Source organism: Peptostreptococcus russellii (assembly GCF_003012055.1).
GTDB lineage: Bacteria > Bacillota > Clostridia > Peptostreptococcales > Peptostreptococcaceae > Peptostreptococcus > Peptostreptococcus russellii.
Genome location: NZ_JYGE01000005.1, coordinates 1 through 25,308, shown reverse-complemented (window position 1 = coordinate 25,308; position 25,308 = coordinate 1). Strand labels below are relative to the sequence as shown.

Here is a 25,308-nt window from a genome sequence, read left to right as displayed (position 1 = left end):
AGAAGTATATAGCTATATGAATAAATATTTGTAAATGAAAAAAGAGAGAATCTATAGATTCTCTCTTTTTATTTTACCACTTAGTTTCTTCTTTAAACATAAGGATAAAGCCAATCATCATAATAAAGGCATCAATCCAAATTGATTGTGCTCCCCATAAATCAGATGCAAAAGCTCCGCATGCTGCTCCGATACCAAATATTAAAATTACAAAATAATAATATCTACTTTTAGTTCTTTTTTCTTTATCAGCAGTAAAATGATAGGAACTTAAAAGCTCTGTTGCACTTCTTAGATTACCTGTGCACATAGTAGTAGCCATACTAACACCATGGAATTTTCTAAAACTTTGAACCTGCATAGCACAAGTAAGCGAGATAGTTACATTAGCTAGGTGATTCATACTTTCAGGCATAAAGCCTACAGCTACAAGCATAAGTACCTCCATTAGTGCTATAATCTGCCTCCAATGTATAATATGAAAATCCCTGCAAGATTTTTTGATAGCCTCAGTAAGATAAACTCCAATAAAAAATGCGAAAACGGGTAGAATATATTTAAAAACTAGGGCAGGATCTTTCTTTGCTATACTTTGGCTTAGCAGAACTAAGTTACCTGTTTGAGCATTTGCAAAGACCTGTCCACGGCAATTATAAGAGTAGGCATCACGAAAACCACCACCAAGTGCAAGAATTATGGCGATTATCATTGATTCTGACATTTGTTTAATTTTTCCAAACATAAAAAACCTTCTTTGCTTTATTATAACTTACTAGCAAATTACACACTCTGTATTTCACTAATAAAAGTAATATAAATCTAAATGTATATTGATTATATTATATTACTAATTATAGCAAAAAACAACTTTTCAAAGTAAGTGGATAGGGCAAGTAAAAGAGCGAGTTTTAAAAGTATTATTAAGCAAATTAAAAAGACCGCCTAGATAGATAATTATCTAGGGGCCTTTATATTTTTATTAGTAAAGTGAAAAATTACATAGTATCTACAATATTTCTAGCCCATTTTTTACTAATAACTCTAGGCATTATTGTAAATAGTTTTACAAACTCTTCAAAGTGAGTAAATAATACCAATATCCACATTTCATATCCATGAGCAGCACCGTAGAATGTAATTGGTATAGAGCAAAGCCACATTCCTACTATCTCTACTACCATAGCAAAGTGAGCATCCCCACCACTTCTAAGTACTGAGATAATAGCAAATGTATTTAATGACTTTAGAGCCATAAGTGATCCAATTACTATAAATACCTTTCTCATAACAGGTATCTGTGTAGCAGATATATGGAATAGCTTGATTAGACCTGGTATTGATAAAATCAACACTCCGCCCATAGCTAAACCAGCTATGAAGATTAATATACCAAGCTTTTTAGCATATTTTATAGCCATATCTATTCTTCCTGAACCAAGTTCTATACCAATCATAATTGCACCACCGTTTGCTATACAAATTGATATCAATAAAAATAGATTTGAAGTAGTACCTGCTATCTGACCAGAAGCGATCGCCTCTGTTCCAGCTAGTGAATAGGCAACAGTGTAGGCTATTGTTCCAACAGCCCATACAAATTCATTTAAAAATATAGGAATAGACTTTTCTAAGAATTGATTTAAAAATTCTTTTGTAATACTTCTAATATGTTTGATTTTAAATTTAAGAATATGATTCTTTTCTATTACAAATATATAACCAACTACTATAATAATTTCAACAATTCTTGCTGCACAAGTAGCTACAGCAGCACCTGTTACTCCCAAGGCAGGCATTCCTAGGTTACCAAGTATCAATCCGTAGTTAAGAATAATGTTTACTATAAGTGCAATTGAACTAGCAGCCATACCTAAAAAAGGTCTTCTTACAGCTCTAGAGCACATACTAAGAGCCATTGAAATAGCTATTAGAGGATATGCGTAGGCAATAGTATTAAAATAATCTATTGCAGGATTGACAACTAGTGGATCCTTTGAGAATATCCCGACTAAAATATGAGGTGCAAGCTTTGCAATTAATGCAAATAAAATACCAAATCCTAAAGAAATAAGAGTGGTAAAACCTGCTATTTTTTTTATACTTTCCTTGTCGTTTTTCCCGAAAAACTGAGATATAAAGACTGTCGCACCACTGGCTATACCTGAAAGTGCCATATTATATAGGAAGAAAAATTGATTTGCTATACCAACAGCAGCAATTGCAGCTGAGCCTAGTGAACTAATCATTACGGTATCAACCATATTTACAAGTGTCGAAATCAAATTTTGAACAATTATTGGTATACATAAAAAAAACAATGATTTATAAAAGTTTTTTCTATTAAATTCCATTTAAAAACCCCTTTCTAAAATATTAAATTTTTGGCATAAAAAAAGCCAACTCTTAAGAGTTTAATGATAAAAGTTAGAAATGTCAACAATTAATAGCAATATTTTTGTATATTTATATATATTAAATTAAAAACATATAAATATAGAATATTAAAAAGAATTAAAACAAAAAATCGAGATAGTTTTATCTCGATTTTAATAGAAAATAGTGTATGATAACTTAATTTTTAGGTAAAATCAAGTTAAAAAGCCTAATTTTAGCAGACTAGATAAGTTTATAAAAAATATATAAAAATTTCTACTTTTTTAATCCCTTATAATTGATTTTTAATTAAATCATCTAGACTTTCTCTTCTTATTGCCAAATGATCTAAGCCTTTATTTACAAATACTACTGCTGGCTTTGTCATTTGGTTATAGTTTGAAGCCATAGAATAATGATAGGCTCCAGTGCAGCTTACAACAGCTATATCTCCTATACTTACTGAAGGAATCTTGACATCATAGGCAATCATATCTCCAGATTCACAGCATTTACCAGCTATAGTTACTAAGTCTGTATTTTCATCAGACATTTTATTTGCTAGAGCGACCTCATACTTTGCATCGTAAAGAGCCGTTCTAATATGATCGCTCATTCCTCCATCTATTGATACATATTTTCTGACATTTGGAATATCCTTTATAGTGCCAACAGTATATAAAGTAGATCCTGACTCTCCAATTATAGATCTACCAGGTTCCAGCCAAAGCTGTGGTATATCAATGGAATGCTTTAAAGATGAAGACTTTAGCCTATCTATTATTTCTTCAAGAGCCGTTTCGATAGGGTAGGAAATATCTTCTTCTGTATATCTTATTCCGAATCCTCCACCAATATTTAATACACTTGGAGTGAAGTTTAACTCTACTTTGATTTTAGAAAACCAAGCAAATACTTTTTCAATTGCAGCTCTAGTACCCTCTGTTCCAAAAATTTGAGATCCTATATGAAAATGGACACCTAGTAAATTTAGATTATCTTTGCCCAGTATTTTTTCTATGGCATCAAAGGCTTGTCCATTGTCAATATTTAGGCCGAATTTAGAGTCTGTATTACCTGTAGTGATAAAGTCATGTGTATGAGCCTCAACACCGGGAGTAACTCTTAGTAAACAATTTGGAGTTTTAGACATCTTTTTTGCTAAAGTATTTAGTCTTTCTATTTCATCAAAGCTATCTATTACAAAACATCCAATATTTTCATTTAAAGCCATAAGAATTTCGTCTTCAGTTTTATTATTTCCATGAAAATGAATCTTTTTAGGGTCAAAATCTGCAGCAATTGCATTGTAAAGTTCACCTGCAGAAACTACGTCCAAGCCCATATTTTCTTCGCTCATAATCTTAAGTAAATACTTACAAATAAAAGCTTTAGAAGCATATGATATATGATAGTCCAGCCCTGAGTTTTCTAGTATTGAATGAAATCTTCTACACTGTTTTCTTATTAATTCTTCATCATAGACAAATAGGGGAGTAGAGTATTTTTCTACTAAGGAAATACAGTCTACACCTCCAATATTTAGATGTCCATCACTTCCTATTTTAGCTGTTCCGTGTAATTGCATATTAAATCCTTTCTCAAAGTATAGGCTTAAAATTAAACTTATTAAAAGCTACACTAATAGTTTTATATTTCTTTTATTTCTATATATTCAAGGTCTAGTGTTTCAAAGTTTAGATGTGAAATTTGTTCGGAATTAGTTCCCACACCTTTGTATGTAAATTCAAATACAGGTATGCTATCACTATAGAAGTAAGCAGTATCTCCTATCTTAACATTTTCATCAACTACTGCAACAGTGTGACTCATCATAAGTGATACAAGATTATATCTTTTGTTATTTATTTCTGTAGTATGACCATTTATTCTAGTTCTCAAAAGACCATCTCCATATCCTATATTAATTACTGCCACAGATGTAGGGCAGTCTTTATTTGGGTCAGCTATATATGAGGCGCAGTAACCAATAGATTCACCTGGCTCAAGCTTATTTATGGAGACAACACTTGCTGAAAGTTCTACTGCATTTTGAATTTTGCCCTTATAGTCCCAACCTTCATATCCTGGGCAACCGTATAAAATAATTCCGACTCTCACATGGCTATGACCTTCAAATTTAGAGTCTCTACAGAAAGAAGCACTGTTTTGTGCATGAACATACTTAAAATCATATAGCTCGCACGCTTTTTTCTGTATTTTTAGCCATCTATTTTTTTCTCTTTCATAGATATTTTCTTCATTAAATACATCTGCCCAAGCAAAATGAGTCCATATACCCTCAATGCTTATATTGTTTTCTTTTGCAAATTTTAAGCTTTCAAGGTATTCATCCTCAGTTTTGCAGCCAGATCTTCTCATACAACCAGCCCATTCTAGATGCCAGTTTATACCGTATAAATCATCTTTGTGTTCTTTAATCCAAGAAAGTCCTGGCATAGTAGAGCTAAGATTATATTCTCTTAATAGCTCAAATTCAGTGCTTGGATTTAAAAGAAGTATAAATATATCAGAATACATCTTTCTTATTCTGATTGCATCTCTCAGGGAGGTAGTAGCAAATGCTCTGATTCCTGCTGAGTAGAATGTATCTATAGCTCTTTGAAGTCCAAAGTGAAAGGCATCATTTTTTACAGTTGCTATGACACCTCCGTCTGTTTGATCTAATACATATTTTGCATTATTATATAAGGCATTTAAATCTAATTTTAATTTTGCGTTCTTCATAAAACATCCTTTCTAATCTACATAGATAATTATATTTGTATAGCAAACTTTATTTAAAAGACAATGCTATTTCTACGAGATAATCAACTCCGTATACGAGTGCTTCCTCTCTTAACATTAGAGTAGGGGTATGAAGTCCACTAGTATATCCCAGACTTTCGTTTCTTATACCAATAAAGGAATAATTAATTTCTGTTAGCTTGGAAAAGAATGAAAAATCCTCTCCCAAGAGGTAGGGTTCTTCTATCAAGATAAATTCTGCATCTGACTTTTTAGCAGCGGCTTGTGCTAGCCCAATTAATCTATCGGAATTTAATACAGCAGGGTAACCTTCTCTTAAAACAAGATCAACTAGGCATCCTGTAGAAATAGATACTCCCTTGCATATTTTTTTCATTCTATCTTTAATTATTTCTATATCATTCATATTATAGCTACGTATAGTTCCCTCGAGGTGTCCGTTTTCAGCTACTGAGTTCATAACTTCTCCCACTTTCATATAGCCTATATGAACAATATTGGTATGTTTAGAATCTAAGTCATAAGTAGGGATAGTTTGAAACTGATTATAAACTTGAATTGATGCATTTATAGCATTTATTCCAGTTTCTCTTATTCCAACATGTGCGGACTTTCCTTTTATATTTACATCAAACTCATTGCAACTAGCCATTATAGGACCCACTCTAGATGCTATAGTTCCCTCTTTGAAGTCTGGATTTATATGAAGAGCATATGCAGAGTCTATATCATATTTATCGAAATCATATTTATATATCAGTAGATTTGCACCGCCAAAAGATTCCTCAGAAGGCTGAAATACTGCCAAAATATTGATATTCAATTTATTATCTTTAGATAGAGCAAGAAGCTCTTTCACAGCACCAAGAAGCATCGTAGTATGAGCATCATGACCGCAAGCGTGCATTACACCATTGTTATTTGATTTAAAATCTATATCGTTTTGCTCATTTATAGGAAGTGCATCTATATCCGCCCTCAATATTATATACTTATCTCCCTTTCCCTTTATTTTTGCTATTGTTGCTGTAGGAAGGGGAGTTTCATATTCAAGTCCCATACTTTCTAGTTCTTCTCGGATATATTTTGTAGTTTCAAATTCTTGCTTTGATAGCTCTGGATTTGAGTGAAGATGTCGTCTCCAGCTTTTAAGTTCTTCTAAAGTAGTATTCTGCATATTTTTACCTTTCTATTTATTATTCTAGTATTCTAAGTGCATCTATTATGCTTATTTTTTCGCTGGCAACATCATTAGTTTGCTTGATTACTTTGCCAGGAACTCCTGCAACAACACTTCCTGCAGGCACATCCTTTGTAACTATAGATCCAGCTGCAACTACAGATCCAGCACCAATTCTTACACCTTCTAGGATTACTGCGTTTGCACCGATTAATACATTATCCTCTACAACTACTGGGTTTGCATTTGCTGGCTCTATTACTCCTGCAAGTACTGCACCAGCTCCAACATGGACATTTTTACCAGTTGTGGCTCTACCACCTAGTATAGCACCCATATCTATCATTGTTCCTTCTCCTACAACGGCCCCAATGTTTATAACAGCTCCCATCATTACAACTGCATTGTCTTTAATTACTGCATGCTCACGAATAAATGCTCCTGGTTCTATTCTTGCATTTACCTGTGAAAGATCCATCAGTGGGATTGCACTGTTTCTTCTATCATTTTCTACAACATAATCATCTATTTTTTCTTTGTTTTCTTCTAGTATAGATTTCCAAGTATTTAAGTCAGTGAATAAGACTTTTGAAACATTATCTCCAAAATCCTGAACACCTTCTGGAAAATCCATATTGTGTAAATTTCCCTTTATATACACCTTTACTGGTGTAATCTTCTTTGATGTAGCTATATAATTAATTATTTCTTCCGATGTTAAAAATTCTTTTGTCATATATTTTCCTCTTTCCTTATTTTATATTTATATTTTGCTGAAACTTCTCATGATCTCTAGCTAGTTTATGTATTTTTCTATTTTAGCACTTTAATACATAGTGCTTTGAATTTATATAAATGCTATTAAAATTTCTATTTAGAGATTTTAAATGATATAACTAGAGATTATTGAATGTATAAAAACCTGCTGGCTTATTCATTATTTTTTCTCCAGCCTTTAAAGCTCCATCTGCAAAAATTTTCTTGGATTGGGCTCTGTGTGTAATTTCTATTACTTCATCAGTTCCTGCAAATAAGACCTCGTGTTCTCCAACTATAGTTCCACCTCTTATGGCACTCATACCAATTTCTTTTGAATCTCTTTTGTGTTCTGACTGAGATCTGTCAAATATAGGGTAGTATTCATCATCAACAGACTGTATTGCTTCTAAGAGTTTGATTGCAGTTCCACTTGGAGCATCAACCTTTTTATTGTGATGTCTTTCTAGAATTTCTATATCATAAGAGTCTGATAGTAGGGGAGTAAGAAACTTAAGAGCTTCTGTAAAAACATGTACACCATAACTCATATTAGCACTGAAAAAGATTGGAACTTCCTTGGCAGCCTCGTCCATTAAATCTTGAAGCTTATCTCTAGCTCCTGTAGTAGCAACTACTATAGGAGTTTTATGTATATGTGCACCCTTTAATAATTCAGCTGTAATATTTGGATGAGAAAAATCTATAATTACATCTGCATCGGATATAGCATCTACTGAGTTATATACAGGATAGGGTGAATTTTCAACTTCTATCTGAGAGAAAATACCTACTATAGAAATTCCTCTTTCTATAGCTAGAGATTCAACTACTTTTCCCATAGTTCCGTATCCACTTAAAATTATATTCATAACTTCCTCCTTGTAAATGCATAATAGATAATATAGCTCCTATGAATTCATAGAAGCTATATACTCCCTATTATGTATTATATTCTAATTTCTTAACTTAATCTATATTTTCTGATTATTTTGACTGATTAATCTATTTAAAATAAGAGAATAAGAAATAATTATTCAAACTTTAAAAGCTCGCTTATAGTTAAAATAGATTAAGATAATTTAAAATTTTTACTACTTATTATATATTTTTAGCTTGATTATACAGTTTTATTACATTACTTCTAACTTCTTCAGTAGTAGCTATTAGAGGCAATCTAAAGAACTCATCACCAATTCCCATTTCTTTTAATACAGCCTTAACTGGAGTAGGGCTAACATCAGAGAATAGAGATTTAATGAATGGATTTATTTCACTTTGTAGATTTCTAGCTCCAACAATATCGCCATCTAAAAATAATTTATATTCACGAACAAATGCTTCTGGCAAACAGTTTGTTACTACGCTAATGATGCCGTCACCACCGTGTATAAGAAAATCAAAGAATGTTGGGTCATCTCCACTATATATAGAGAAGTCGCTATTTTCACCAAGTAATCCTCTTAAAGTTTCAAGGTAAGTCATATCTCCAGTAGCATCCTTTAAAGCAATTATATTTGGGTGCTTAGCTAGTTCAACCACTGTTTCTGGCTGGATTGTCATACCTGTACGTCCTGGTACATTATATAAGATAATAGGTATATCTACAGCATCTGCAATTGCAAAGTAGTGAGCAATTAATCCCCTTTGACTTGTTTTATTGTAGTAAGGTGTAACTATAAGTGCTGCGTCTGCACCATTTTCCTTGGCCAATCTTGTATTTTCTATAGTAGCTGAAGTATTGTTAGAACCAGTTCCAAGTATAATAGGGCAGTCATACTGATCGCCTCTCGCTCTTAAAGCCAGCTTTAAAAGTTCTATTTTTTCATCCATTGTAAGTGTAGAACCTTCTCCAGTAGTACCTGAAACTATAAGTGCATTTATACCATTTTCCAATTGGAAATTTACTAATCTTTCATAGGAATCAAAGTCAATCGATCCATCTTCCATCATTGTCGTTGCTAGTGCTGTTGCTACTCCTCTAAATAAGTTTGTCATTTTAATTACCTCCAATTATCTTATAATTATATATAAATTAATATTTTTGAATTTGATTTATTATCTGTTTGATTCTAGAAGTTCTGCTATCTGAACTGCATTACTCGCAGCACCCTTTCTTATATTATCTGCTACACACCAGATATGAAAGCTTCTAGGTCTTGAGATATCTTTTCTAATTCTTCCTACATATACTTCATCATGTCCTGTAACTTCTGTTGGTATTGGATATTCATTATTTTCTGGATTGTCAACTAAGACTACACCCGGTGCATTTTTTAGAATATCTCTAACTTCTTCTAGTGAAGCGTCTTTTTTAAAGCTTACATCGATCTCTACTGCATGAGAGTTGATTACTGGTACACGAACACAAGTAGCCGTAATATTTACATCATCTCCAAGAGATAGGATTTTTTTAGTTTCATCAATCATTTTCATTTCCTCTTTTGTATATCCATTTTCCAGAAATGAGTCTATATGAGGTAAAACATTGTTGTATATTGGGTGAGGATACTTCTTAGGAGCTTCACCTCTTTGTCCATTCAGTAAATCATCTATACCGCCTTGACCAGAGCCAGATACAGCCTGATAAGTAGTATATGTAATTCTTTCTATACCAAATCTGTCATTTAATGGTTTTAGTGGAACTACTGATTGTATTGTTGAACAGTTTGGATTAGCGATTATTTTTCTATTAAGAGTTGGAGTGTTACACTCTGGAACTATTAAATCTATTTCAGGGTCCATTCTCCAAGCACTTGAATTATCTATTACTATTACACCATTTTTTTCGGCGATCTCTGCATATTGTAGAGAAGTAGATCCACCTGCTGAAAATAGGGCATAGTCAATATCTTTATCAAAAGAATGCTCATTTAACTCTTCAACTACAACATCTTCTCCTCTAAATCTAAGTACTTTTCCTGCTGATCTAGAAGATGCCATCATATATATTTTATCCACCTGCAGATTGCTTTCTGCTAGACGTTCTATCATCTTTGTTCCTACTACACCTGTTGCTCCAACTATTGCAAAAATTGCCATTTCTTTTCCTCCTAAAAATTTATATTTATTGTATTTTCCTTATTTTATACTTACATTTTATTTCTTTTTAAAATCCTCTAAATTCAATTTATATAGTAGTGTGTTTTAAATAGAATTTATCGAAGTTATTATTTATATGATTAGCTTTCCAACTTTTTGGATATATAGTTAGAAATAGCTTATATATTTTATATTTATTTAAACTAGAATATTCTTTTATATTTATATATTAAACTCTGAACATAAAAGTCTAACAGCTTCCTCTGATAGATCTTCATCAATAGCATATGATATTGAAATTTCAGAAGTAGTAACTTGGTAGAAAGTAATATTGTGCTTGCAAAGAAGTCTGAAAGCTCTTGCAGCAACACCACTTACATCTCTCATTCCTGAACCCACTATTGAAACTTTCGAACAATTATCGCGAATATGTTTCTTGATAGTAGGGAAGCCATTAGATAAGTTGTTAATTACTGTATTTAGAAAATGTTCATCAGTTTTTTTACATGTAAATGAAATATTAATCATTCTGTCAAATACCACTTGACTTATCATATCTATATTTACGCCCTCTTCATCTAGTTGATTGAAGAGCTCTTCTACAAAGTTTGATGAACAGTCTTCACATGTAAGTGTTACATGCAAAATATTCTTATCTAGTGCGACTCCTGTAACTACCTTCTTTTCTAATAAATCTGTATTTTCCATAATCCAAGTTCCTTTCGTTTCTGATAATGTTTTTGCTATATATATAGGTACGTGATAGTTTTTAGCTATTTCAACGCATCTTGTTTCAAGTACTCCAGCTCCTAAAGCAGATAGCTCCAGCATCTCCTCATAACTGACTTGCCTCAACTGTTTTGCATCTGGATATAATCTAGGATCTGTTCCAAATACACCAGTGACATCAGTATAGATTTCGCAAGGAGCTCCAATTGCAGAGGCAAGGGCTACTGCACTTGTATCTGAACCACCTCTTCCTAAAGTGGTGATTTCTTGGTTTTCATTGAAACCTTGGAAGCCTGCTATTACTAATACATCAAATTCATCTAACTGTTCTAACAAGAAATCTGAGTTAATATCTGCAATTTTACTTTTGGTGTGTTTTCCAAAGGTTTTTATTCCTGCCTGCATTCCTGTTAAAGAACGGGCAGCAACACCTATGTGATTTAGATTGATAGCCATTAAAGAAATAGTGTTTTGTTCGCCAACAGCCAACAAAGTGTCTAGTTCTCTAACATCTGGATTTGAGGTTATTTCTGCAGCCTGTCCAAGAAGAGAGTCTGTAGTTTTCCCCATAGCAGAGACTACGACTATTAATTTTTCATCACTTTGAGTTCTTGACTTTAAATATAGTGAAATTTCTTTAATTTTTTCGATAGTACCTACAGAAGTACCACCAAACTTTAAAACTGTAACTTTACTCATGTATTCCTCCTAAATGAATTTATATTTAGCTATTGATATGAAAATTAAAATAATTATATTGATTCAAAAAATTCTGTATAAAAATTGTAGATTCTTTTAGAAAATCTTATTACTTTAATTTTTAAACAACAGTTTTAATGAAATAATAAATAGAAAAGCAAATGTAGAAGGCTACATTTGCCGAAAGAATGTGTATTCGGAAAAATCAAATGTGGTTAGCCCTCCATAAGTGTATAATTTCAGTATGATTGGAATATTTAAAGCAATGCTTTAAACACTGAGCGAATAATCCACATTTAGTTCAATTTAGTACTATATACTAAAAAAGACAAATGCAGAAAGCCTACATTTGTCCGAAATATCCATATAAATAAATCGATATGTGGTTAGCTCTCCATTACACAAATAATGACAAAACACCTGCTATTAACAGATATTCCAAGAATATAAATCAAGCAAAATTTATATACTTTCGGCAATATCCCCTTTCGTTTTCTACTGCTTGCTTACATTGTACAAAACTACTGATGTCAATTGCGCCTCTACCCTATTTATTAAGTTGAATATTATTATACGTCAAGACTAGATATTTGTAAAGTGATAATTTTTAGAAGACTTAAAATTAAACAATAATAATAATCAATACAGTAAAAATAAACAGAAAAAGTATAATAAAAAAAACAATAAAATGTAAACAAGCTAATAAAAAACTGTAAATATAAAAGAAAACTTATTAAAATAATATTCGAGAAAATAGAATAAAAGTAAAAAATATTCTAAAAATAGCAGATAAATTATAATTTGTAAAAAATACAGCTTAAATAAATATAAAAATATTTAATAAGTAAGACCTTACTTTTTAATAGACAATTAAGTATGTTAGAATGAGATATATAATAAATGAGGAGGTTTCTATGGAAAATAAGGATGATAAAAAGGTAAATGAATTTATTTTAGAAAGATTGTATGAGATGCAGGATCTTAAATATAGAGATTTTCACTCCAAACTCCTGCCCACAGTAGATAAAGAAAAGATTATAGGAGTAAGAAGTCCAGACATTAAGAAGTTTGCTAAAGAAATTTCTAGTATGGATATTTGTGAGGAGTTCATAAATGAATTGCCACATAAATACTTAGAGGAGTATAGCCTTCATATACATATTTTGAATAAAGAAAAAGACATAGATAAACTTATGGATAAGACTGAAAAGTTGCTGCCTTATATTGATAATTGGGCAATATGTGATAGCTTTTCTCCAAAAATCTTCAAAAAATATCCAGATTTAATATATAGTAAAATACTAAAATGGCTAGAATCAGATCATAGTTATACAGTCAGATTTGCTATTGTGACTTTGATGAGTAATTATCTTGATGAAAATTTTGATAAGGGACACTTGGATTTGATAGCTTCAATTAAAAGTGATGAATACTATATTAATATGGCTATTGCTTGGTATTACAGCTATGCAATTATTAAGCAATATGAAGAAACAATCGCTCTTATAGAAAGTAAAACTCTAGATAAATTTGTGCAAAATAAGTCTATTCAAAAGGCTGTAGAAAGTAGAAGAGTAGAAGATAGCACAAAAGAGTATCTGAAAAAGTTTAAGATTAAGTAGATTCTTAAAAAAGATAGGCTATTAAAAAGATAGGCTATTAAAAAAGATATATTTTGAGAAAATATTAAATAAAAACTAAATAAATTGGTTAGAAAGGGAACTAAAAACAGAGGAAGTATGCTAAAATATAAGTATAAATTAATATGGATTTGTAGATTTATAGATTTATAGACTTGTGAATTTATATTAAAATCTCTACTTTAGAGAAAATATTTAGAGGGGTGATATTTATGGCTTTAAAGGTAATTTTATTGGTATTGGTAATAGTGGCGGTATTTGTTATAGCAGTGTCTATCTATGTTGGCTATAAGATGACAAAGCCTGAGAGGGCTCCTATAGTTACGGATCCTAAAGAAGCATTAGAGCTAGATTTTGAGGATATTGAATTTACTTCTGAGGGCAATAAGATAAAGGGTTGGTATATTCCTTCTGAAAAGGATAGATTTACGGTGGTTTATTCACACGGATATCTAGAAAACAGAGAAAGCCCAACAATGAATTTGTATAATATAATGCTTGAAATTCATAACTTAGGAGGAAATCTTTTGACATTTGACTTTTCTGGAAGTGGAGTTTCGGAGGGAAATTGTGTAACTTGTGGATATAGAGAAAGTAAGGACCTTAATAGAGCAATAGATTTTGCTAAAACAAAGTCAAAAGCAGCTATATTTATATATGGTATATCAATGGGGGCAGCTACAACAGCTCTTGTAGCTGGTGAAAGAAAGGATATCGCAGGCGCAATATGTGATAGCCCGTTTTCAAACTTAAAGGATTATTTGGCTATTAATCTTGGTGTATGGACGAATTTGCCGAAGTACCCTTTCCAAGCTATAATATTTAAGACTATGGAAAAAGTATCAGGCCTAACTTTAGAGTTAGTAAACCCATCTAAAAGTGTAAAGAATTCCAAAATACCAATTTTAATAATGCATGGTAGAGGGGATCATTTAATTCCTTATACTGAAAGTGTTAAACTATATGATTTAAATCCTGAAATGGTAACTTTAGAGATTATGGAAAATGATGGTCATTGTAGTTCTTTAAACAAACAAAGAGAAAAGTATTTAGCTAACTTTAAGAGCTTTATAGAGAAAAACATATAATTATAATTTAAAATAAGATATAATAAAAAGGACTATATAGCTATATAGTCCTTTTTATTATATTAATGTTTTAGGGGGGAAAAAATGAATAATTATTCAAAAACTGAAAAAAGTTTTCTTTTTTCATCTTTAGTACTTTCTTTTTTTGTATGTATGGCGGTCGATTCTTCTGCAATGCATATAATGGAGGGATATCTTCCTGTAGCTCACTGCTTTGTATGGGGGGCTATATGTCTACCATTTTTGGTGTTGGGGGTAATAAACATCAAAAAAACTGTAAATAACTCACCAAAAACTCTTATGATTCTTGCTATGTCAGGAGCCTTTATATTTGTGCTTTCATCTTTAAAGATACCTTCTGTAACAGGTAGTTGTAGCCATATGACAGGAACAGGTTTGGCTGCAATTTTATTTGGTGTTGCATCTAGTAGTGTATTAGGAATTATTGTATTAATATTTCAGGCAATACTACTGGCACACGGTGGATTGACTACTTTGGGAGCTAACACATTTAGTATGGCAATAGCAGGACCTATAGTAGTATATTTACTTTATAATCTAGGTAAAAAACTAAAAATAAATAAAAAATTAAATATTTTTATAGCAGCGGCTCTAGGTGATTTATTAACTTATTGTGTAACAGCAATACAACTTGCAATAGCATATCCAAGTCCAACTGGCGGAGTAGGAGCTAGTATGGTAAAGTTTTTAGCTGTATTTGCACCAACTCAAGTGCCACTTGCTATAATAGAAGGAATATTGACAGTTTTGATTATTATAGGACTTGAAAGCTATGCGGTAGCAGAGCTTGAAGAGTTAAATTACTATGGGGAGGTGTAGAAGTGACAGATTTTAAGGACTTGAAAAAAGATAATGATAAAAATGTGGATTATGTGGATAAAAACAAATTAAAATCAGAAAAAGAAGAAAATAAATCTCTTGAATCTATGGATAAGTCAAATAAAAAAAGTAATAAAAAATTAGTATTTGCTCTAATTGTATTAGTTTTAGTTATTTCTATATTTCCTTTATTTGCATTGAAAGGTGCTGAATTTGGCGGTAGTGACGATGCAGGTAGCGAAGTAGTAACAGAAATAAAGGGAGAAGATTATGAACCTTGGTTTACACCTATAATGGAAGACCTAATAGGTGGAGAAATACCTGGTGAAATTGAAAGCCTACTATTTTGTGTACAAACGGGAATAGGTGTAGCTATAGTTGCCTATGTATTTGGATATCTAGTAGCTAGAAAAAAATATTCCAGATAGCAGGTAATTGATATGTTTTTTATAGCTATAATAGCATCAATCACGATATTTGGAATGTTTTATAAGTATATAATGACGGCTTATCTACCAGCTATATCTATATTTATATTTTTGCTAATTGCAATATATCCTCGCTCGTCGGATAGCTCTTTTTTATCCATAGATCGTGTATCAAGAGAGAGTAAGCTATCTAGATCTAGTAGTAAAATTAAAATGCTTATATCTTTTACTTTAATATTACTTTGTTTACTGTCAAATAAGCCGTATATTGGTCTAGCTTGCTTTTTAATATCCGCTTTTATAGTAGTAGTGCTAGGTGGAATGGATTTGAAAAGTTATATAAGCTATATATCCATACCAACAGCTTTTATATTTATAGGAGTATTGGCAATTCTCTTCAATTACTCTGAGTTTAGACCAGATATACTGAGTTGGAAGTTTTTTAATTCTTATATAGGCATTTCCAGCAAGTCTCAGCTTCAGTCAAGACTTATACTTGCCAAGTCATTTGGTGCTGTGAGTTCACTTTATATACTAAGCCTTACAACTCCTATGTCAGAAATAATATACTCTATGAAGAGCTTTAGATTGCCAAACATTTTTATTGACTTAATGTATTTAATATATAGGTGTATATTTATTATTTATAATATGTATATAAGCATGAAGTTATCTGCAAAAAGTAGATTGGGCTATATAGATTATAAAAGAAGTATTAAAACAACTGCCAAGCTATATTCAAATTTATTGAGAAGAAGCTACTTATCTTCTTCAAAGATGTTTGATTCTATGGAGTCAAGGTCTTATAAAGGTGAAATTAGTTTTTTGAAAGATGATAAAATTTATAGAAATTAAAAAAATAGCTTAATAAATAATATTGAAGAAAAACAATAGTCATAATCATGGCTATTGTTTTTTGTTTTACTTTACAAAAGATGGCTAATATATAGTAAAATATAAAGTGTATAAATATGGAGGTGGATAGATATGAAAGAAGTCAGGGAAGAAATTTTAAGGCTAGAAAATGTAAAATTTACTTATGATAAAAAAAAGATGGCCATAGATGATATATCTTTAAGCTTATATAGCGGTGAAAAAGTAGCTATAATAGGGGAAAATGGATCAGGAAAGAGTAGTTTATTTCTTGTATCTAATATGATAAATAAGATTAGCTCTGGCAATATCTATCTAAAAAATAAAAAACTTTCTAATAAACGCTCTGAAATAAATAAGTTAAGAGAAGTTGTGGGGATTGTATTTCAAAATCCCAATGATCAAATAATAGCCTCTAATGTTTATGAAGAAATCAGTTTTGGTCCTATGAACTTGGATCTTTCCTTAGATGAGGTAAAAAATAGGGTAGAAAAATCAATGGAAACACTTGGAATACTAGATTATAGAGATAGGGCAACTCAATATTTATCTGGTGGGGAGCAAAAAAAAGTAACAATTGCATCTATACTTTCTATGAATCCAGAGATAATACTATTTGATGAACCTATGGCAAGCTTAGATATGAAAAGTTCTAGAGAGCTAGAAGAAAGTTTAAACAACTTGTCTGATAAAAATATAGCCTTGCTTGTATCAACTCATGATATAAATTTTGTATGGAGATGGTCACAAAGAGTAATATTGATGGATAGGGGTAAGATTATAATAGATTGTAATACAGAAGACTTCTTTGAGAAAGAAGAAATGCTATCAAAGTATAGTATAGATATGCCGATATTGTATTCTGTTGGAAAGAAATTGAATATGAATCCTTTACCAAAGACCATAGAAGAAATATTGTAGCTAAGATTAATTAATTTTATAAGCTATAAATTTTGATAATATTGAAGTGATAGATAAGATAGAAGTTAAAAAATAAAATATAGAACATTATAAAAGTAGGAGGAAAAAATGATTAGAAATTATAAGGATAAAAGACCTAAAATAGCAAAATCAAGTTATGTTGATATTGCATCTAGTGTAATAGGCTATGTAGAGTTGGATGAAGAGGTAAGTGTATGGCCAAGCGCTTCTTTAAGAGGAGATGAAGGAAGATTTATAAAAATAGGAAAGGCTAGTAATGTTCAAGATGGTGCTATTTTACATGGATACTCAAATACGGAGATAGGTGAATATGTATCAATTGGACACGGGGCTATTGTTCACGGTGCGACTATAGGTAATAATGTTTTGGTTGGAATGGGAGCTATAATATTGGATGATGCTGTAATAGCTGACAATTGTATTATAGGAGCAGGAGCTTTGATAACTGGAAATAAAAAGTTTGAATCAGGAAGTATGATTATAGGATCTCCTGCCAAGGCAGTTAGAAAGTTGACTCAAGAAGAAATTAATGGAATAAAAGAAAATGCACTTAGCTATGTGTCCTTGATGAAGGACTATTATTAAAAAGTAGTAGTTTATTATTATTTTTTATTGATGAGTTTAGATATATAAAATATCATAATAAAAAAGAGTTTTTGCTAGTGAAAGTAATAATAGAAGATAAAATAAAGGCTAGAATAAAATATAATATTAGAAATAATTGAAAAGATAATCTACAGATATAAAAAGCTTAAAAAGAGCCCTGCATATGCAGAGCTCTTTTTAAGCTTTATTAATATTATTTTTAAGCTTCTTTAAGCGGTTTTGTATTTTTGTAAAACCAAGCTATTCCTGCTACTACATAAATTCCTCCAATGATATTAGGTAGAGTAGAGTTTGATTTTCCGCCAAAGATTGCAATTACGAGTAAAACTAGGGAAAAAACTAAAAACTTTAAAACCCAATGGTTTTTCTTTGTTGAAACTTTCTTTTCTTCTTTGCTCATATTGAAATTTAACCGTTCCCCAGAAATTTTCTGGATGGAAGAGGTCTTCCTCCTTTCTTAATTTCTATTAATTACTACATTATACTATTTTAACATGAAAAAGAAAGTATTATATTGTTATTTTTATGAAAAGAATAAGATATATATTTTATAAAAAAATAGGAAATAATGTTAATATATGTAATAAATAATAAAAAAAGTTAGTAATAGGGTGAAAATGTCATAAAAAAGGGAATAAATTGAAATACTTGTTTCAGAAAAGTGAAAAATGTAGTATCATATAAATGGTGATATTCCAGCAATCTTTGAAAATGCAAATAATTTTCATAATATGCTGATGAAGGTAATTCAATATTAATGTTGGAAAATCTAATACTAGAGCAAGTTATATTATTAGGAGGAATTTTTAATGAACATCAATCAAAAGGCTGTAAATGCTTTGAGAATTTTATCTGCTGATCAGATACAAAAGGCAAATTCAGGACACCCTGGACTACCTTTAGGTGCTGCACCAGCTGCATATGAACTATGGGCAAACCATATGAACCACAATCCAAAGAACCCAAACTGGGAAAATAGAGATAGATTTATATTATCTGCAGGTCACGGATCTGCATTATTGTACTCATTACTTCATATGTTTGGATATGAGGGAATGACAATAGATGAACTAAAAAGCTTTAGACAGTTTGGTTCGCTTACTCCAGGACATCCTGAGTACAAGCACACAATAGGTGTAGAATCTACAACTGGACCACTAGGAGCAGGTGTATCTACTGCAGTAGGTATAGCAATGGCAGAAGCTCATCTAGCTAGCGAGTTTAACAAGGAAGGATATCCTGTAGTTGATCACTATACTTATGCTTTAACTGGTGATGGTTGTCTAATGGAAGGTATTTCTTATGAAGCACTTTCTTTAGCAGGAACATTAAAGTTAGACAAGTTAGTTGTACTTTATGATTCAAATAATATTACTATAGAAGGAGATACTGAAGCAGCTTTCACAGAAGATGTAGCAAAGAGATTTGATGCTTTTGGATTCCAGGTACAGACTGTAGAAGATGGAAATGATTTAGAAGCAATTTCTAAGGCAATAGAAGCTGCTAAGGCTGATCATGAAAGACCATCTATCATAATATGCAAGACTCAGATAGGTTATGGTTGTCCAGCTAAGGTTGGTAAGGCTTCAGCTCACGGTGAACCTCTAGGTGAAGAAAATATAAAAGAATTAAGAAAATCTTTAGGCTGGGAAAGTGAAACTGCTTTCGAAGTTGAAGAAGATATATATGATCACTATAATTCTATAGCAGAAGAAAATGCTAAGAAGGAAGAAGAATGGAATAAGATGTTTGCAGAATATGCAAATAAGTTCCCAGAAGAAAAGAAGAAATGGGATCTATTCTTTGGTGAGTTTGATGAAAGTAAAATAATGGATTCAAAGGAATACTGGGCTCATGAAGACAAGGCAATGGCTACAAGAGCAGTATCTGGAGATCTAATAAATAAATTAAAGGATATTTGTCCAAATATGGTAGGTGGATCTGCTGACTTGGCACCATCTAACAAGACTGAAATGAAGGGTGAAGGATTCTTCTCTGTAGACGATAGATCAGGAAGAAATATTCACTTTGGTGTTAGAGAAATGGCTATGACTGCTATTACTAATGGTATATACTTACATGGAGGATTAAAGCCATTCTGTGCAACATTCTTCGTATTCAGTGATTTTATGAAACCAATGATAAGACTAGCAGCACTTATGGGTCTACCAGTTGCTTATGTACTTACTCATGATAGTATAGGTGTTGGTGAAGATGGTCCTACTCATGAACCAGTAGAACAGCTTTCAATGCTTAGATCTATACCTAACTTAAATGTATTTAGACCAGCAGACTATACTGAAACTGCTGTAGCTTGGGCAAGTGCTATGAAGTCTGAAGCAACTCCAACTGCAATAGTTCTTACTAGACAGAACCTACCACAGTTAGAGGGATCTTCTCAGGATGCATTCAAGGGTGGATATATACTTGAAGAAGCTTCTAATAAGAATAATATAGATCTAATACTTATGGCATCAGGTTCAGAAGTAGAACTAGCTGTAAATGCTAAGGCAGAATTAGAAAAGGCAGGAAAGTCAGTAAGAGTAGTATCTGTACCATGTATGAGCATATTTGATGCTCAGGATGCTGCATACAAGGAAACTGTATTACCTTCTTCTGTAAGAGCAAGAGTAGCTATAGAAGCAGGAGCAACTATGCCTTGGTTCAAGTATATAGGACTTGACGGAGAAGTAGTAGGAATGACTTCATTTGGTGCATCTGCTCCAGCTGGAGAACTATTCAAGCATTTTGGTTTCACTGTAGAAAATGTTTTAGAAACTGCAAAGAGAGTATTAAAGTAGTTAAAAAATAAAAGAATAGATATTTAAAGCAAAGAGGTACTGTTTACAGTATCTCTTTTTTTATTTAAATATAGTCAATAAATTTACTAGGCCATATTGTTTATTCTAGTATAAAAGTATATTTCTTATTAATATGAAAAGCTAATAAAAAAGTTATTAAGAAAGTTGCTATAAAAGCTAATATGAAGTTTTTATAGAAAGTATTGTAATTATAAAACATCCATACTCTTTAATGGATATAATACTATTATGTCGAATGATTTTTATTGATCTATAAAAATATATTATAAAAAAATAGAAAATCTGTTAATGAAATAGGAAAATATACGTATATATATGTGAGAAGCTATTAATAGTACTATTAAATACAAAAGATATATGGAGGTGAATTATGGGCTTTGATGAAATTTATGATCAGTATTTCCCTAGGGTATATAGATTTATAAAGATGAAAACAATGAATGATATGGATTCTGAGGATATAACAGTTGAAGTATTTGAAAAAGTATATAAAAATATAGAAAAGTATTCTTCAGATAAGGCTAGTTTGGATACTTGGATTTTCACAATAGCTAGAAATGAACTCGCTTCATTTTATAGAAAAAAGAAGATAAAAACTGTCGCCATAGATAGTATAGCAGAGTTAAAAGATGAAGCGGAGACACCAGAATTAGCTCTTGAGAATAAGTTTAAAAATAAGAAACTCATAGATGCAATAAATAAATTAAATGAAAATGAAAGAAGAGTCGTGAGTTACAAGTATGGAGCAGGGCTAAAAAATACAGATATTGCAGAGCTAATGGAGATATCAAGCTCGAATGTAGGAGTAGTTTTATTTAGAAGTATAAAAAAATTACAAAAAGAACTGGAGGGTTAAAAAATGGATAAAAAAAATAAAATAGACCAGTTATTTGATCAGGAGTTAGAAAACTTTATAAAATCAACTATTGAAGATGAGTTTACTCCAGATGAAGAAACAAAGGCTAGAATAAAGGCAAGAGTAAAAGAAAATATTAAAAATCAAGAAAATGAGGAAGAAACAATGAAAAATAATGAACTTAATAGAAAAGATCAGGACAAAAAAATACATTTTTTATCTAGAAAGGATTCTAAAAAGAAAGTTAAAAAGAAAAAATATTGGGCAGCTTCAGTAGCAGCATTAGTATTAGTTGTTGGTTTAGGCTCTTCACTAACAATAGGTAAGGACTTTTTTACAGTAACAAAGGAATATAAGTCTGGTAGATTGACAATATTAGAAGAAACTTGTGATGTTGATCCTTCTGAGATAGAGATGACACTTCCAAAGGAACTTGATGGTAAGGTATTTGATAAGGACGGAAATCAAGTAAAGAAATTAAATGGTGCAATGAAAACTTTATATGATGAAAATGGAGAAAAGATAACTTCTCTACCTATAGATGGAGAAGGTAACTATAGAGAAGAAGAAAAAGATACAGTAGAATATGTAAATTATAAGACAGTAGAAGAGGCAGAAAAAGTACTGGCTTTCAAACCAAAAGTTTTAAGAGGATTTAAGATAGATAAAATTGAAGTAATGAAGGATAAAAAGACTGGTAAAATCAGCAAGGAATATGCTACGGTATATCAAAGCAAAGGTAAGGATATGATAACTATAAATGAAAGGCTTGCATCTGAAGAGACTGCTTATGAAACTTCAGGGGAAAATCTTAAGTATGTAGATATACAGGGAAGTAAGGGAATACTGTACAACTCTTATCTAATAGATGTAGATACTGGAGATATGTTTATTGGTATCAATGGAAAGTATTCAAAGTACAGAAATGATGAATTAGTTAAACTTTCTCAGAGTTTAGAGTAAGTAAAGAGAAGAAATATACTTTAAAGGGAGCTCTATAGAAAGAATAGTAAGTATATATAAAGAGAATCAGACTCTTCTATAAGAATTACATTATAGAAGTATATATAGGCTAGTTGTATAAGAGAAGGAATACATATAGAACAAGTAGTAGCTCTATAAAGAATAATTATGTAAAGAATGTGTATATAAAGAGTAGTTATATAAAAAATAGCAAATAGAGAATGAGCGTATAAGGAATAAGATATATAGTAAGTATATAAGCTATGAAGATATATAGAGTAGAAATATATAGAGTAAATATATAGAGTAAATATATAGAGAATAGTTATATAGAGAATAGTTATATAGAGAATAGTTATATAGAGAATGAGTGTATAAGGAATAAGATATATAATAAGTATATAAGTTACAAAGAAATCAAGATATAAAGAGCAAGTAGATATAAGATTAATAAAGAGCATTTGATTTGAAGGATTATTTTCATCAGGTGCTTTTTAAATATATTTTTAAAAAACATATATAGAAGCTTTGCCATTTAATAATAGATAATTTATTAGGAAGTGACTATTTAATTAAAGATAGATACAAGGGCATACTATGAGTTATAATGCTGGGTAAATGAAATAGGATTTTACAAGTGAAGAGTTATTTACTATAATAGTTAATAGAGAAGTAAGATAGTAGAGAAGTAAAGAGAACATTTAAAGATAAGTTAGTAGATTATAAAGTTAAATCTATTAAGAAATAGAGTTAGATCCATGAGAATGAGAGATGGAGTTTTATACTCTATATGAAAATCAGTCTTGTATTTATAGAATAGATGGATTTCTTTTATGTAAAAACTCGCTAATATTCATATTATCAAAAATAATTTATCAAAAAATAAGCTGAATAATGTATAAAAAACGAAGTAATTGCATGAAAAAGACATGTTTTAGAAAAAAATATAAAAAAATATCACATTTAATATAGTTCGTTCATAAAGCGTTATAAGTACAAAAAAGTGAATATATAGCAAAATATTCGCTAATAAGTGTATGGATAAAGTGAAATTAAGGATTGAAGTTCGTATTTTAGAAAAAAAACAAAAAAAATAAAAAAACTTTATAAAAAGTGTTGACTCCTAAATACTATTATGATAATATAATACTTGTCCTTGAGAGACAGGGCAAAACAAAAACTTAAAGCAAGCAAAGTAAAGTAAAAAAGTAATGTGGTTATTATAGCAGAGAGGATACACCTGTTCCCATACCGAACACAGAAGTTAAGCTCTCTAGCGCCAAAGGTACTTGGTGGGAAACTGCCTGGGAGAGTAGGACGTAGCCACGTTATTCCAAGGTAGCTCAATGGTGGAGCAACCGGCTGTTAACCGGTAGGCTGTGGGTTCGAGCCCCACCCTTGGAGCTTTACTTGGCTCCTTGGTCAAGCGGTTAAGACACCGCCCTTTCACGGCGGTAACAGGGGTTCGATTCCCCTAGGAGTCACTTTTTATTGTGGGAGTATAGCTCAGCTGGGAGAGCATCTGCCTTACAAGCAGGGGGTCACAGGTTCGAGCCCTGTTACTCCCACCAATAATAAACATGCTGGTGTGGCTCAATTGGTAGAGCAGCTGACTTGTAATCAGCAGGTTGTAGGTTCAAGTCCTATCACCAGCTCCAGAGGGAAAATTAATATAATACGGTCCATTAGCTCAGTAGGTAGAGCACTTGACTTTTAATCAAGGTGTCCCGCGTTCGAATCGCGGATGGATCATTACGGAGAGGTGTCCGAGTGGTTTAAGGAGCTGGTCTTGAAAACCAGTGATGCTTTACGGCACCGTGGGTTCGAATCCCACCCTCTCCGCCATTTTGATAAAAAAACAATTTATATATCGTGGAGAAGTACTCAAGTGGCTCAAGAGGATCCCCTGCTAAGGGATTAGGCTGGAATTAACCGGTGCGAGGGTTCGAATCCCTCCTTCTCCGCCATATGGACGAGGTGTAGCGCAGTTTGGTAGCGCACGTGGTTTGGGACCATGGGGCCGGGGGTTCGAGTCCCTTCACCTCGACCATTTTATTTAATAACATTAATTAGGACCATTAGCTCAGTTGGTTAGAGCGCCCGGCTCATAACCGGTAGGTCTGGGGTTCGAGTCCCTGATGGTCCACCATTTTAAGGGATTACCCATTAAAATGATTTAAAATATGAAGCAATGAACTTTGAAAATTGAACAGCAGGTTAATTCAATAAAGCTTTTTAAATAAAGCATTTGAAATTAACATTGTTTAAACAAGCAAACTTGTTTAAACCACAAACAAACCAAGCCAGATATTTCGAGATAATTATCTGAGCAGACAAATTTTTTAACGAGAGTTTGATCCTGGCTCAGGATGAACGCTGGCGGCGTGCTTAACACATGCAAGTCGAGCGCGGTCCCTTTGGTGCTTGCACCAAAGAAGACTGAGCGGCGGACGGGTGAGTAACGCGTGGGTAACCTGCCCTATACACATGGATAACATGCTGAAAAGCATACTAATACATGATAACGTACACTGATGGCATCTTCGGTGTATCAAAGCGTTAGCGGTATAGGATGGACCCGCGTCTGATTAGCTAGTTGGTGGGGTAAAAGCCTACCAAGGCCACGATCAGTAGCCGACCTGAGAGGGTGATCGGCCACATTGGAACTGAGACACGGTCCAAACTCCTACGGGAGGCAGCAG

General features: G+C 31.9%; 21 protein-coding genes, 9 tRNA genes, 2 rRNA genes and 1 riboswitch. Of the genes, 21 read left to right on the top strand and 11 right to left on the bottom strand.

All coding sequences use genetic code 11. The features are described from left to right. Positions 1-73: 73 nt before the first annotated feature. The 10 genes from UF10_RS06075 to UF10_RS06030 form a co-directional block, all read right to left on the bottom strand. On the bottom strand, positions 74-742 hold the full coding sequence (locus UF10_RS06075) for a YoaK family protein (RefSeq protein ID WP_106776931.1): 669 nt from the start codon (positions 740-742) through the stop codon (positions 74-76). Between the two features lie 253 nt (positions 743-995). Beyond that, positions 996-2,351 (bottom strand): MATE family efflux transporter, encoded by a 1,356-nt coding sequence (locus tag UF10_RS06070; RefSeq protein ID WP_106776930.1) that lies wholly within the window; start codon positions 2,349-2,351, stop codon positions 996-998. 314 nt (positions 2,352-2,665) lie between these two features. Then, positions 2,666-3,961, bottom strand: coding sequence for a diaminopimelate decarboxylase (gene lysA / locus UF10_RS06065; RefSeq protein WP_106776929.1), 1,296 nt, complete (start codon positions 3,959-3,961; stop codon positions 2,666-2,668). 62 nt (positions 3,962-4,023) lie between these two features. Continuing rightward, positions 4,024-5,121 (bottom strand): alanine racemase, encoded by a 1,098-nt coding sequence (locus tag UF10_RS06060; protein WP_106776928.1) that lies wholly within the window; start codon positions 5,119-5,121, stop codon positions 4,024-4,026. Positions 5,122-5,170: 49 nt separating this feature from the next. After that, on the bottom strand, positions 5,171-6,319 hold the full coding sequence (locus tag UF10_RS06055; RefSeq protein ID WP_106776927.1) for a M20 metallopeptidase family protein: 1,149 nt from the start codon (positions 6,317-6,319) through the stop codon (positions 5,171-5,173). 19 nt (positions 6,320-6,338) lie between these two features. Next, positions 6,339-7,058, bottom strand: a complete 720-nt coding sequence (gene dapD, locus UF10_RS06050) for a 2,3,4,5-tetrahydropyridine-2,6-dicarboxylate N-acetyltransferase (protein ID WP_106776926.1) — start codon at positions 7,056-7,058, stop codon at positions 6,339-6,341. 160 nt (positions 7,059-7,218) lie between these two features. Beyond that, positions 7,219-7,950 (bottom strand): 4-hydroxy-tetrahydrodipicolinate reductase, encoded by a 732-nt coding sequence (gene dapB, locus UF10_RS06045; RefSeq protein WP_106776925.1) that lies wholly within the window; start codon positions 7,948-7,950, stop codon positions 7,219-7,221. Positions 7,951-8,179: 229 nt separating this feature from the next. Continuing rightward, complete coding sequence (dapA, locus tag UF10_RS06040) at positions 8,180-9,076, bottom strand: 4-hydroxy-tetrahydrodipicolinate synthase (protein WP_106776924.1); 897 nt, start codon at positions 9,074-9,076, stop codon at positions 8,180-8,182. Between the two features lie 60 nt (positions 9,077-9,136). After that, complete coding sequence (locus tag UF10_RS06035) at positions 9,137-10,120, bottom strand: aspartate-semialdehyde dehydrogenase (protein ID WP_106776923.1); 984 nt, start codon at positions 10,118-10,120, stop codon at positions 9,137-9,139. Positions 10,121-10,342: 222 nt separating this feature from the next. Then, on the bottom strand, positions 10,343-11,548 hold the full coding sequence (locus UF10_RS06030) for an aspartate kinase (protein WP_106776922.1): 1,206 nt from the start codon (positions 11,546-11,548) through the stop codon (positions 10,343-10,345). A gap of 379 nt (positions 11,549-11,927) precedes the next feature. Continuing rightward, a riboswitch (Lysine riboswitch) is annotated at positions 11,928-12,101 on the bottom strand. Positions 12,102-12,462: 361 nt separating this feature from the next. On the opposite strand from UF10_RS06030, the gene UF10_RS06025 reads away from it, so the two are divergent. The 7 genes from UF10_RS06025 (at position 12,463) to UF10_RS05995 (ending at position 17,944) form a co-directional block, all read left to right on the top strand. After that, positions 12,463-13,170 (top strand): DNA alkylation repair protein, encoded by a 708-nt coding sequence (locus UF10_RS06025; RefSeq protein WP_207654579.1) that lies wholly within the window; start codon positions 12,463-12,465, stop codon positions 13,168-13,170. A gap of 230 nt (positions 13,171-13,400) precedes the next feature. Next, complete coding sequence (locus UF10_RS06020; RefSeq protein WP_106776921.1) at positions 13,401-14,276, top strand: alpha/beta hydrolase; 876 nt, start codon at positions 13,401-13,403, stop codon at positions 14,274-14,276. An 84-nt stretch (positions 14,277-14,360) separates the two neighbouring features. Further along, positions 14,361-15,116 carry an energy-coupling factor ABC transporter permease gene (locus tag UF10_RS06015; protein WP_106776920.1) on the top strand — a complete coding sequence of 252 codons (756 nt, stop codon included), beginning with the start codon at positions 14,361-14,363 and terminating at the stop codon, positions 15,114-15,116. A gap of 2 nt (positions 15,117-15,118) precedes the next feature. Continuing rightward, positions 15,119-15,544: an energy-coupling factor ABC transporter substrate-binding protein gene (locus UF10_RS06010; RefSeq protein ID WP_330403933.1), complete on the top strand. Its 426-nt coding sequence runs from the start codon at positions 15,119-15,121 to the stop codon at positions 15,542-15,544. A 12-nt stretch (positions 15,545-15,556) separates the two neighbouring features. Beyond that, the gene (cbiQ, locus tag UF10_RS06005) at positions 15,557-16,399 is read left to right on the top strand and encodes a cobalt ECF transporter T component CbiQ (RefSeq protein WP_106776919.1); all 843 of its coding nucleotides are present in this window, start codon (positions 15,557-15,559) and stop codon (positions 16,397-16,399) included. A 132-nt stretch (positions 16,400-16,531) separates the two neighbouring features. Continuing rightward, positions 16,532-17,338 (top strand): energy-coupling factor ABC transporter ATP-binding protein, encoded by an 807-nt coding sequence (locus UF10_RS06000; RefSeq protein WP_106776918.1) that lies wholly within the window; start codon positions 16,532-16,534, stop codon positions 17,336-17,338. Positions 17,339-17,446: 108 nt separating this feature from the next. Beyond that, the gene (locus tag UF10_RS05995; RefSeq protein ID WP_106776917.1) at positions 17,447-17,944 is read left to right on the top strand and encodes a gamma carbonic anhydrase family protein; all 498 of its coding nucleotides are present in this window, start codon (positions 17,447-17,449) and stop codon (positions 17,942-17,944) included. 220 nt (positions 17,945-18,164) lie between these two features. Here the strand turns inward: UF10_RS05995 and UF10_RS05990 are convergent, their stop codons facing one another. Beyond that, positions 18,165-18,365, bottom strand: a complete 201-nt coding sequence (locus UF10_RS05990; RefSeq protein WP_106776916.1) for a hypothetical protein — start codon at positions 18,363-18,365, stop codon at positions 18,165-18,167. Positions 18,366-18,774: 409 nt separating this feature from the next. Between UF10_RS05990 and tkt the strand changes: the two genes are divergently transcribed. The 14 genes from tkt to UF10_RS05920 form a co-directional block, all read left to right on the top strand. Further along, complete coding sequence (gene tkt, locus UF10_RS05985) at positions 18,775-20,766, top strand: transketolase (protein WP_106776915.1); 1,992 nt, start codon at positions 18,775-18,777, stop codon at positions 20,764-20,766. Positions 20,767-21,157: 391 nt separating this feature from the next. Then, positions 21,158-21,643 carry an RNA polymerase sigma factor gene (locus UF10_RS05980; RefSeq protein WP_106776914.1) on the top strand — a complete coding sequence of 162 codons (486 nt, stop codon included), beginning with the start codon at positions 21,158-21,160 and terminating at the stop codon, positions 21,641-21,643. Between the two features lie 3 nt (positions 21,644-21,646). Further along, positions 21,647-22,606 carry a hypothetical protein gene (locus UF10_RS05975; RefSeq protein WP_106776913.1) on the top strand — a complete coding sequence of 320 codons (960 nt, stop codon included), beginning with the start codon at positions 21,647-21,649 and terminating at the stop codon, positions 22,604-22,606. A 1,212-nt stretch (positions 22,607-23,818) separates the two neighbouring features. After that, positions 23,819-23,935: ribosomal RNA gene (gene rrf / locus UF10_RS05970) — 5S ribosomal RNA — on the top strand. 3 nt (positions 23,936-23,938) lie between these two features. Continuing rightward, a tRNA-Asn gene (locus UF10_RS05965) sits at positions 23,939-24,010 on the top strand. 8 nt (positions 24,011-24,018) lie between these two features. Next, a tRNA-Glu gene (locus tag UF10_RS05960) sits at positions 24,019-24,090 on the top strand. An 11-nt stretch (positions 24,091-24,101) separates the two neighbouring features. Continuing rightward, positions 24,102-24,177 (top strand) — tRNA-Val (locus UF10_RS05955). Positions 24,178-24,188: 11 nt separating this feature from the next. Next, positions 24,189-24,264 (top strand) — tRNA-Thr (locus UF10_RS05950). A gap of 21 nt (positions 24,265-24,285) precedes the next feature. Beyond that, positions 24,286-24,358: transfer RNA gene (locus tag UF10_RS05945), tRNA-Lys, on the top strand. A 4-nt stretch (positions 24,359-24,362) separates the two neighbouring features. After that, a tRNA-Ser gene (locus UF10_RS05940) sits at positions 24,363-24,451 on the top strand. A 29-nt stretch (positions 24,452-24,480) separates the two neighbouring features. Further along, positions 24,481-24,573, top strand: a tRNA-Ser gene (locus tag UF10_RS05935). Between the two features lie 6 nt (positions 24,574-24,579). Further along, positions 24,580-24,656: transfer RNA gene (locus tag UF10_RS05930), tRNA-Pro, on the top strand. Between the two features lie 22 nt (positions 24,657-24,678). Continuing rightward, positions 24,679-24,755, top strand: a tRNA-Ile gene (locus UF10_RS05925). A gap of 192 nt (positions 24,756-24,947) precedes the next feature. Then, a 16S ribosomal RNA gene (locus UF10_RS05920) occupies positions 24,948-25,308 on the top strand; the annotation flags it as partial.

Coding starts and splice junctions, on each gene's coding strand:
- UF10_RS06075 (WP_106776931.1), bottom strand. CDS start 742: ATGTTTGGAAAAATTAAACAAATGTCAGAATCAATGATAATCGCCATA.
- UF10_RS06070 (WP_106776930.1), bottom strand. CDS start 2,351: ATGGAATTTAATAGAAAAAACTTTTATAAATCATTGTTTTTTTTATGT.
- lysA (WP_106776929.1), bottom strand. CDS start 3,961: ATGCAATTACACGGAACAGCTAAAATAGGAAGTGATGGACATCTAAAT.
- UF10_RS06060 (WP_106776928.1), bottom strand. CDS start 5,121: ATGAAGAACGCAAAATTAAAATTAGATTTAAATGCCTTATATAATAAT.
- UF10_RS06055 (WP_106776927.1), bottom strand. CDS start 6,319: ATGCAGAATACTACTTTAGAAGAACTTAAAAGCTGGAGACGACATCTT.
- dapD (WP_106776926.1), bottom strand. CDS start 7,058: ATGACAAAAGAATTTTTAACATCGGAAGAAATAATTAATTATATAGCT.
- dapB (WP_106776925.1), bottom strand. CDS start 7,950: ATGAATATAATTTTAAGTGGATACGGAACTATGGGAAAAGTAGTTGAA.
- dapA (WP_106776924.1), bottom strand. CDS start 9,076: ATGACAAACTTATTTAGAGGAGTAGCAACAGCACTAGCAACGACAATG.
- UF10_RS06035 (WP_106776923.1), bottom strand. CDS start 10,120: ATGGCAATTTTTGCAATAGTTGGAGCAACAGGTGTAGTAGGAACAAAG.
- UF10_RS06030 (WP_106776922.1), bottom strand. CDS start 11,548: ATGAGTAAAGTTACAGTTTTAAAGTTTGGTGGTACTTCTGTAGGTACT.
- UF10_RS06025 (WP_207654579.1), top strand. CDS start 12,463: ATGGAAAATAAGGATGATAAAAAGGTAAATGAATTTATTTTAGAAAGA.
- UF10_RS06020 (WP_106776921.1), top strand. CDS start 13,401: ATGGCTTTAAAGGTAATTTTATTGGTATTGGTAATAGTGGCGGTATTT.
- UF10_RS06015 (WP_106776920.1), top strand. CDS start 14,361: ATGAATAATTATTCAAAAACTGAAAAAAGTTTTCTTTTTTCATCTTTA.
- cbiQ (WP_106776919.1), top strand. CDS start 15,557: ATGTTTTTTATAGCTATAATAGCATCAATCACGATATTTGGAATGTTT.
- UF10_RS06000 (WP_106776918.1), top strand. CDS start 16,532: ATGAAAGAAGTCAGGGAAGAAATTTTAAGGCTAGAAAATGTAAAATTT.
- UF10_RS05995 (WP_106776917.1), top strand. CDS start 17,447: ATGATTAGAAATTATAAGGATAAAAGACCTAAAATAGCAAAATCAAGT.
- UF10_RS05990 (WP_106776916.1), bottom strand. CDS start 18,365: ATGAGCAAAGAAGAAAAGAAAGTTTCAACAAAGAAAAACCATTGGGTT.
- tkt (WP_106776915.1), top strand. CDS start 18,775: ATGAACATCAATCAAAAGGCTGTAAATGCTTTGAGAATTTTATCTGCT.
- UF10_RS05980 (WP_106776914.1), top strand. CDS start 21,158: ATGGGCTTTGATGAAATTTATGATCAGTATTTCCCTAGGGTATATAGA.
- UF10_RS05975 (WP_106776913.1), top strand. CDS start 21,647: ATGGATAAAAAAAATAAAATAGACCAGTTATTTGATCAGGAGTTAGAA.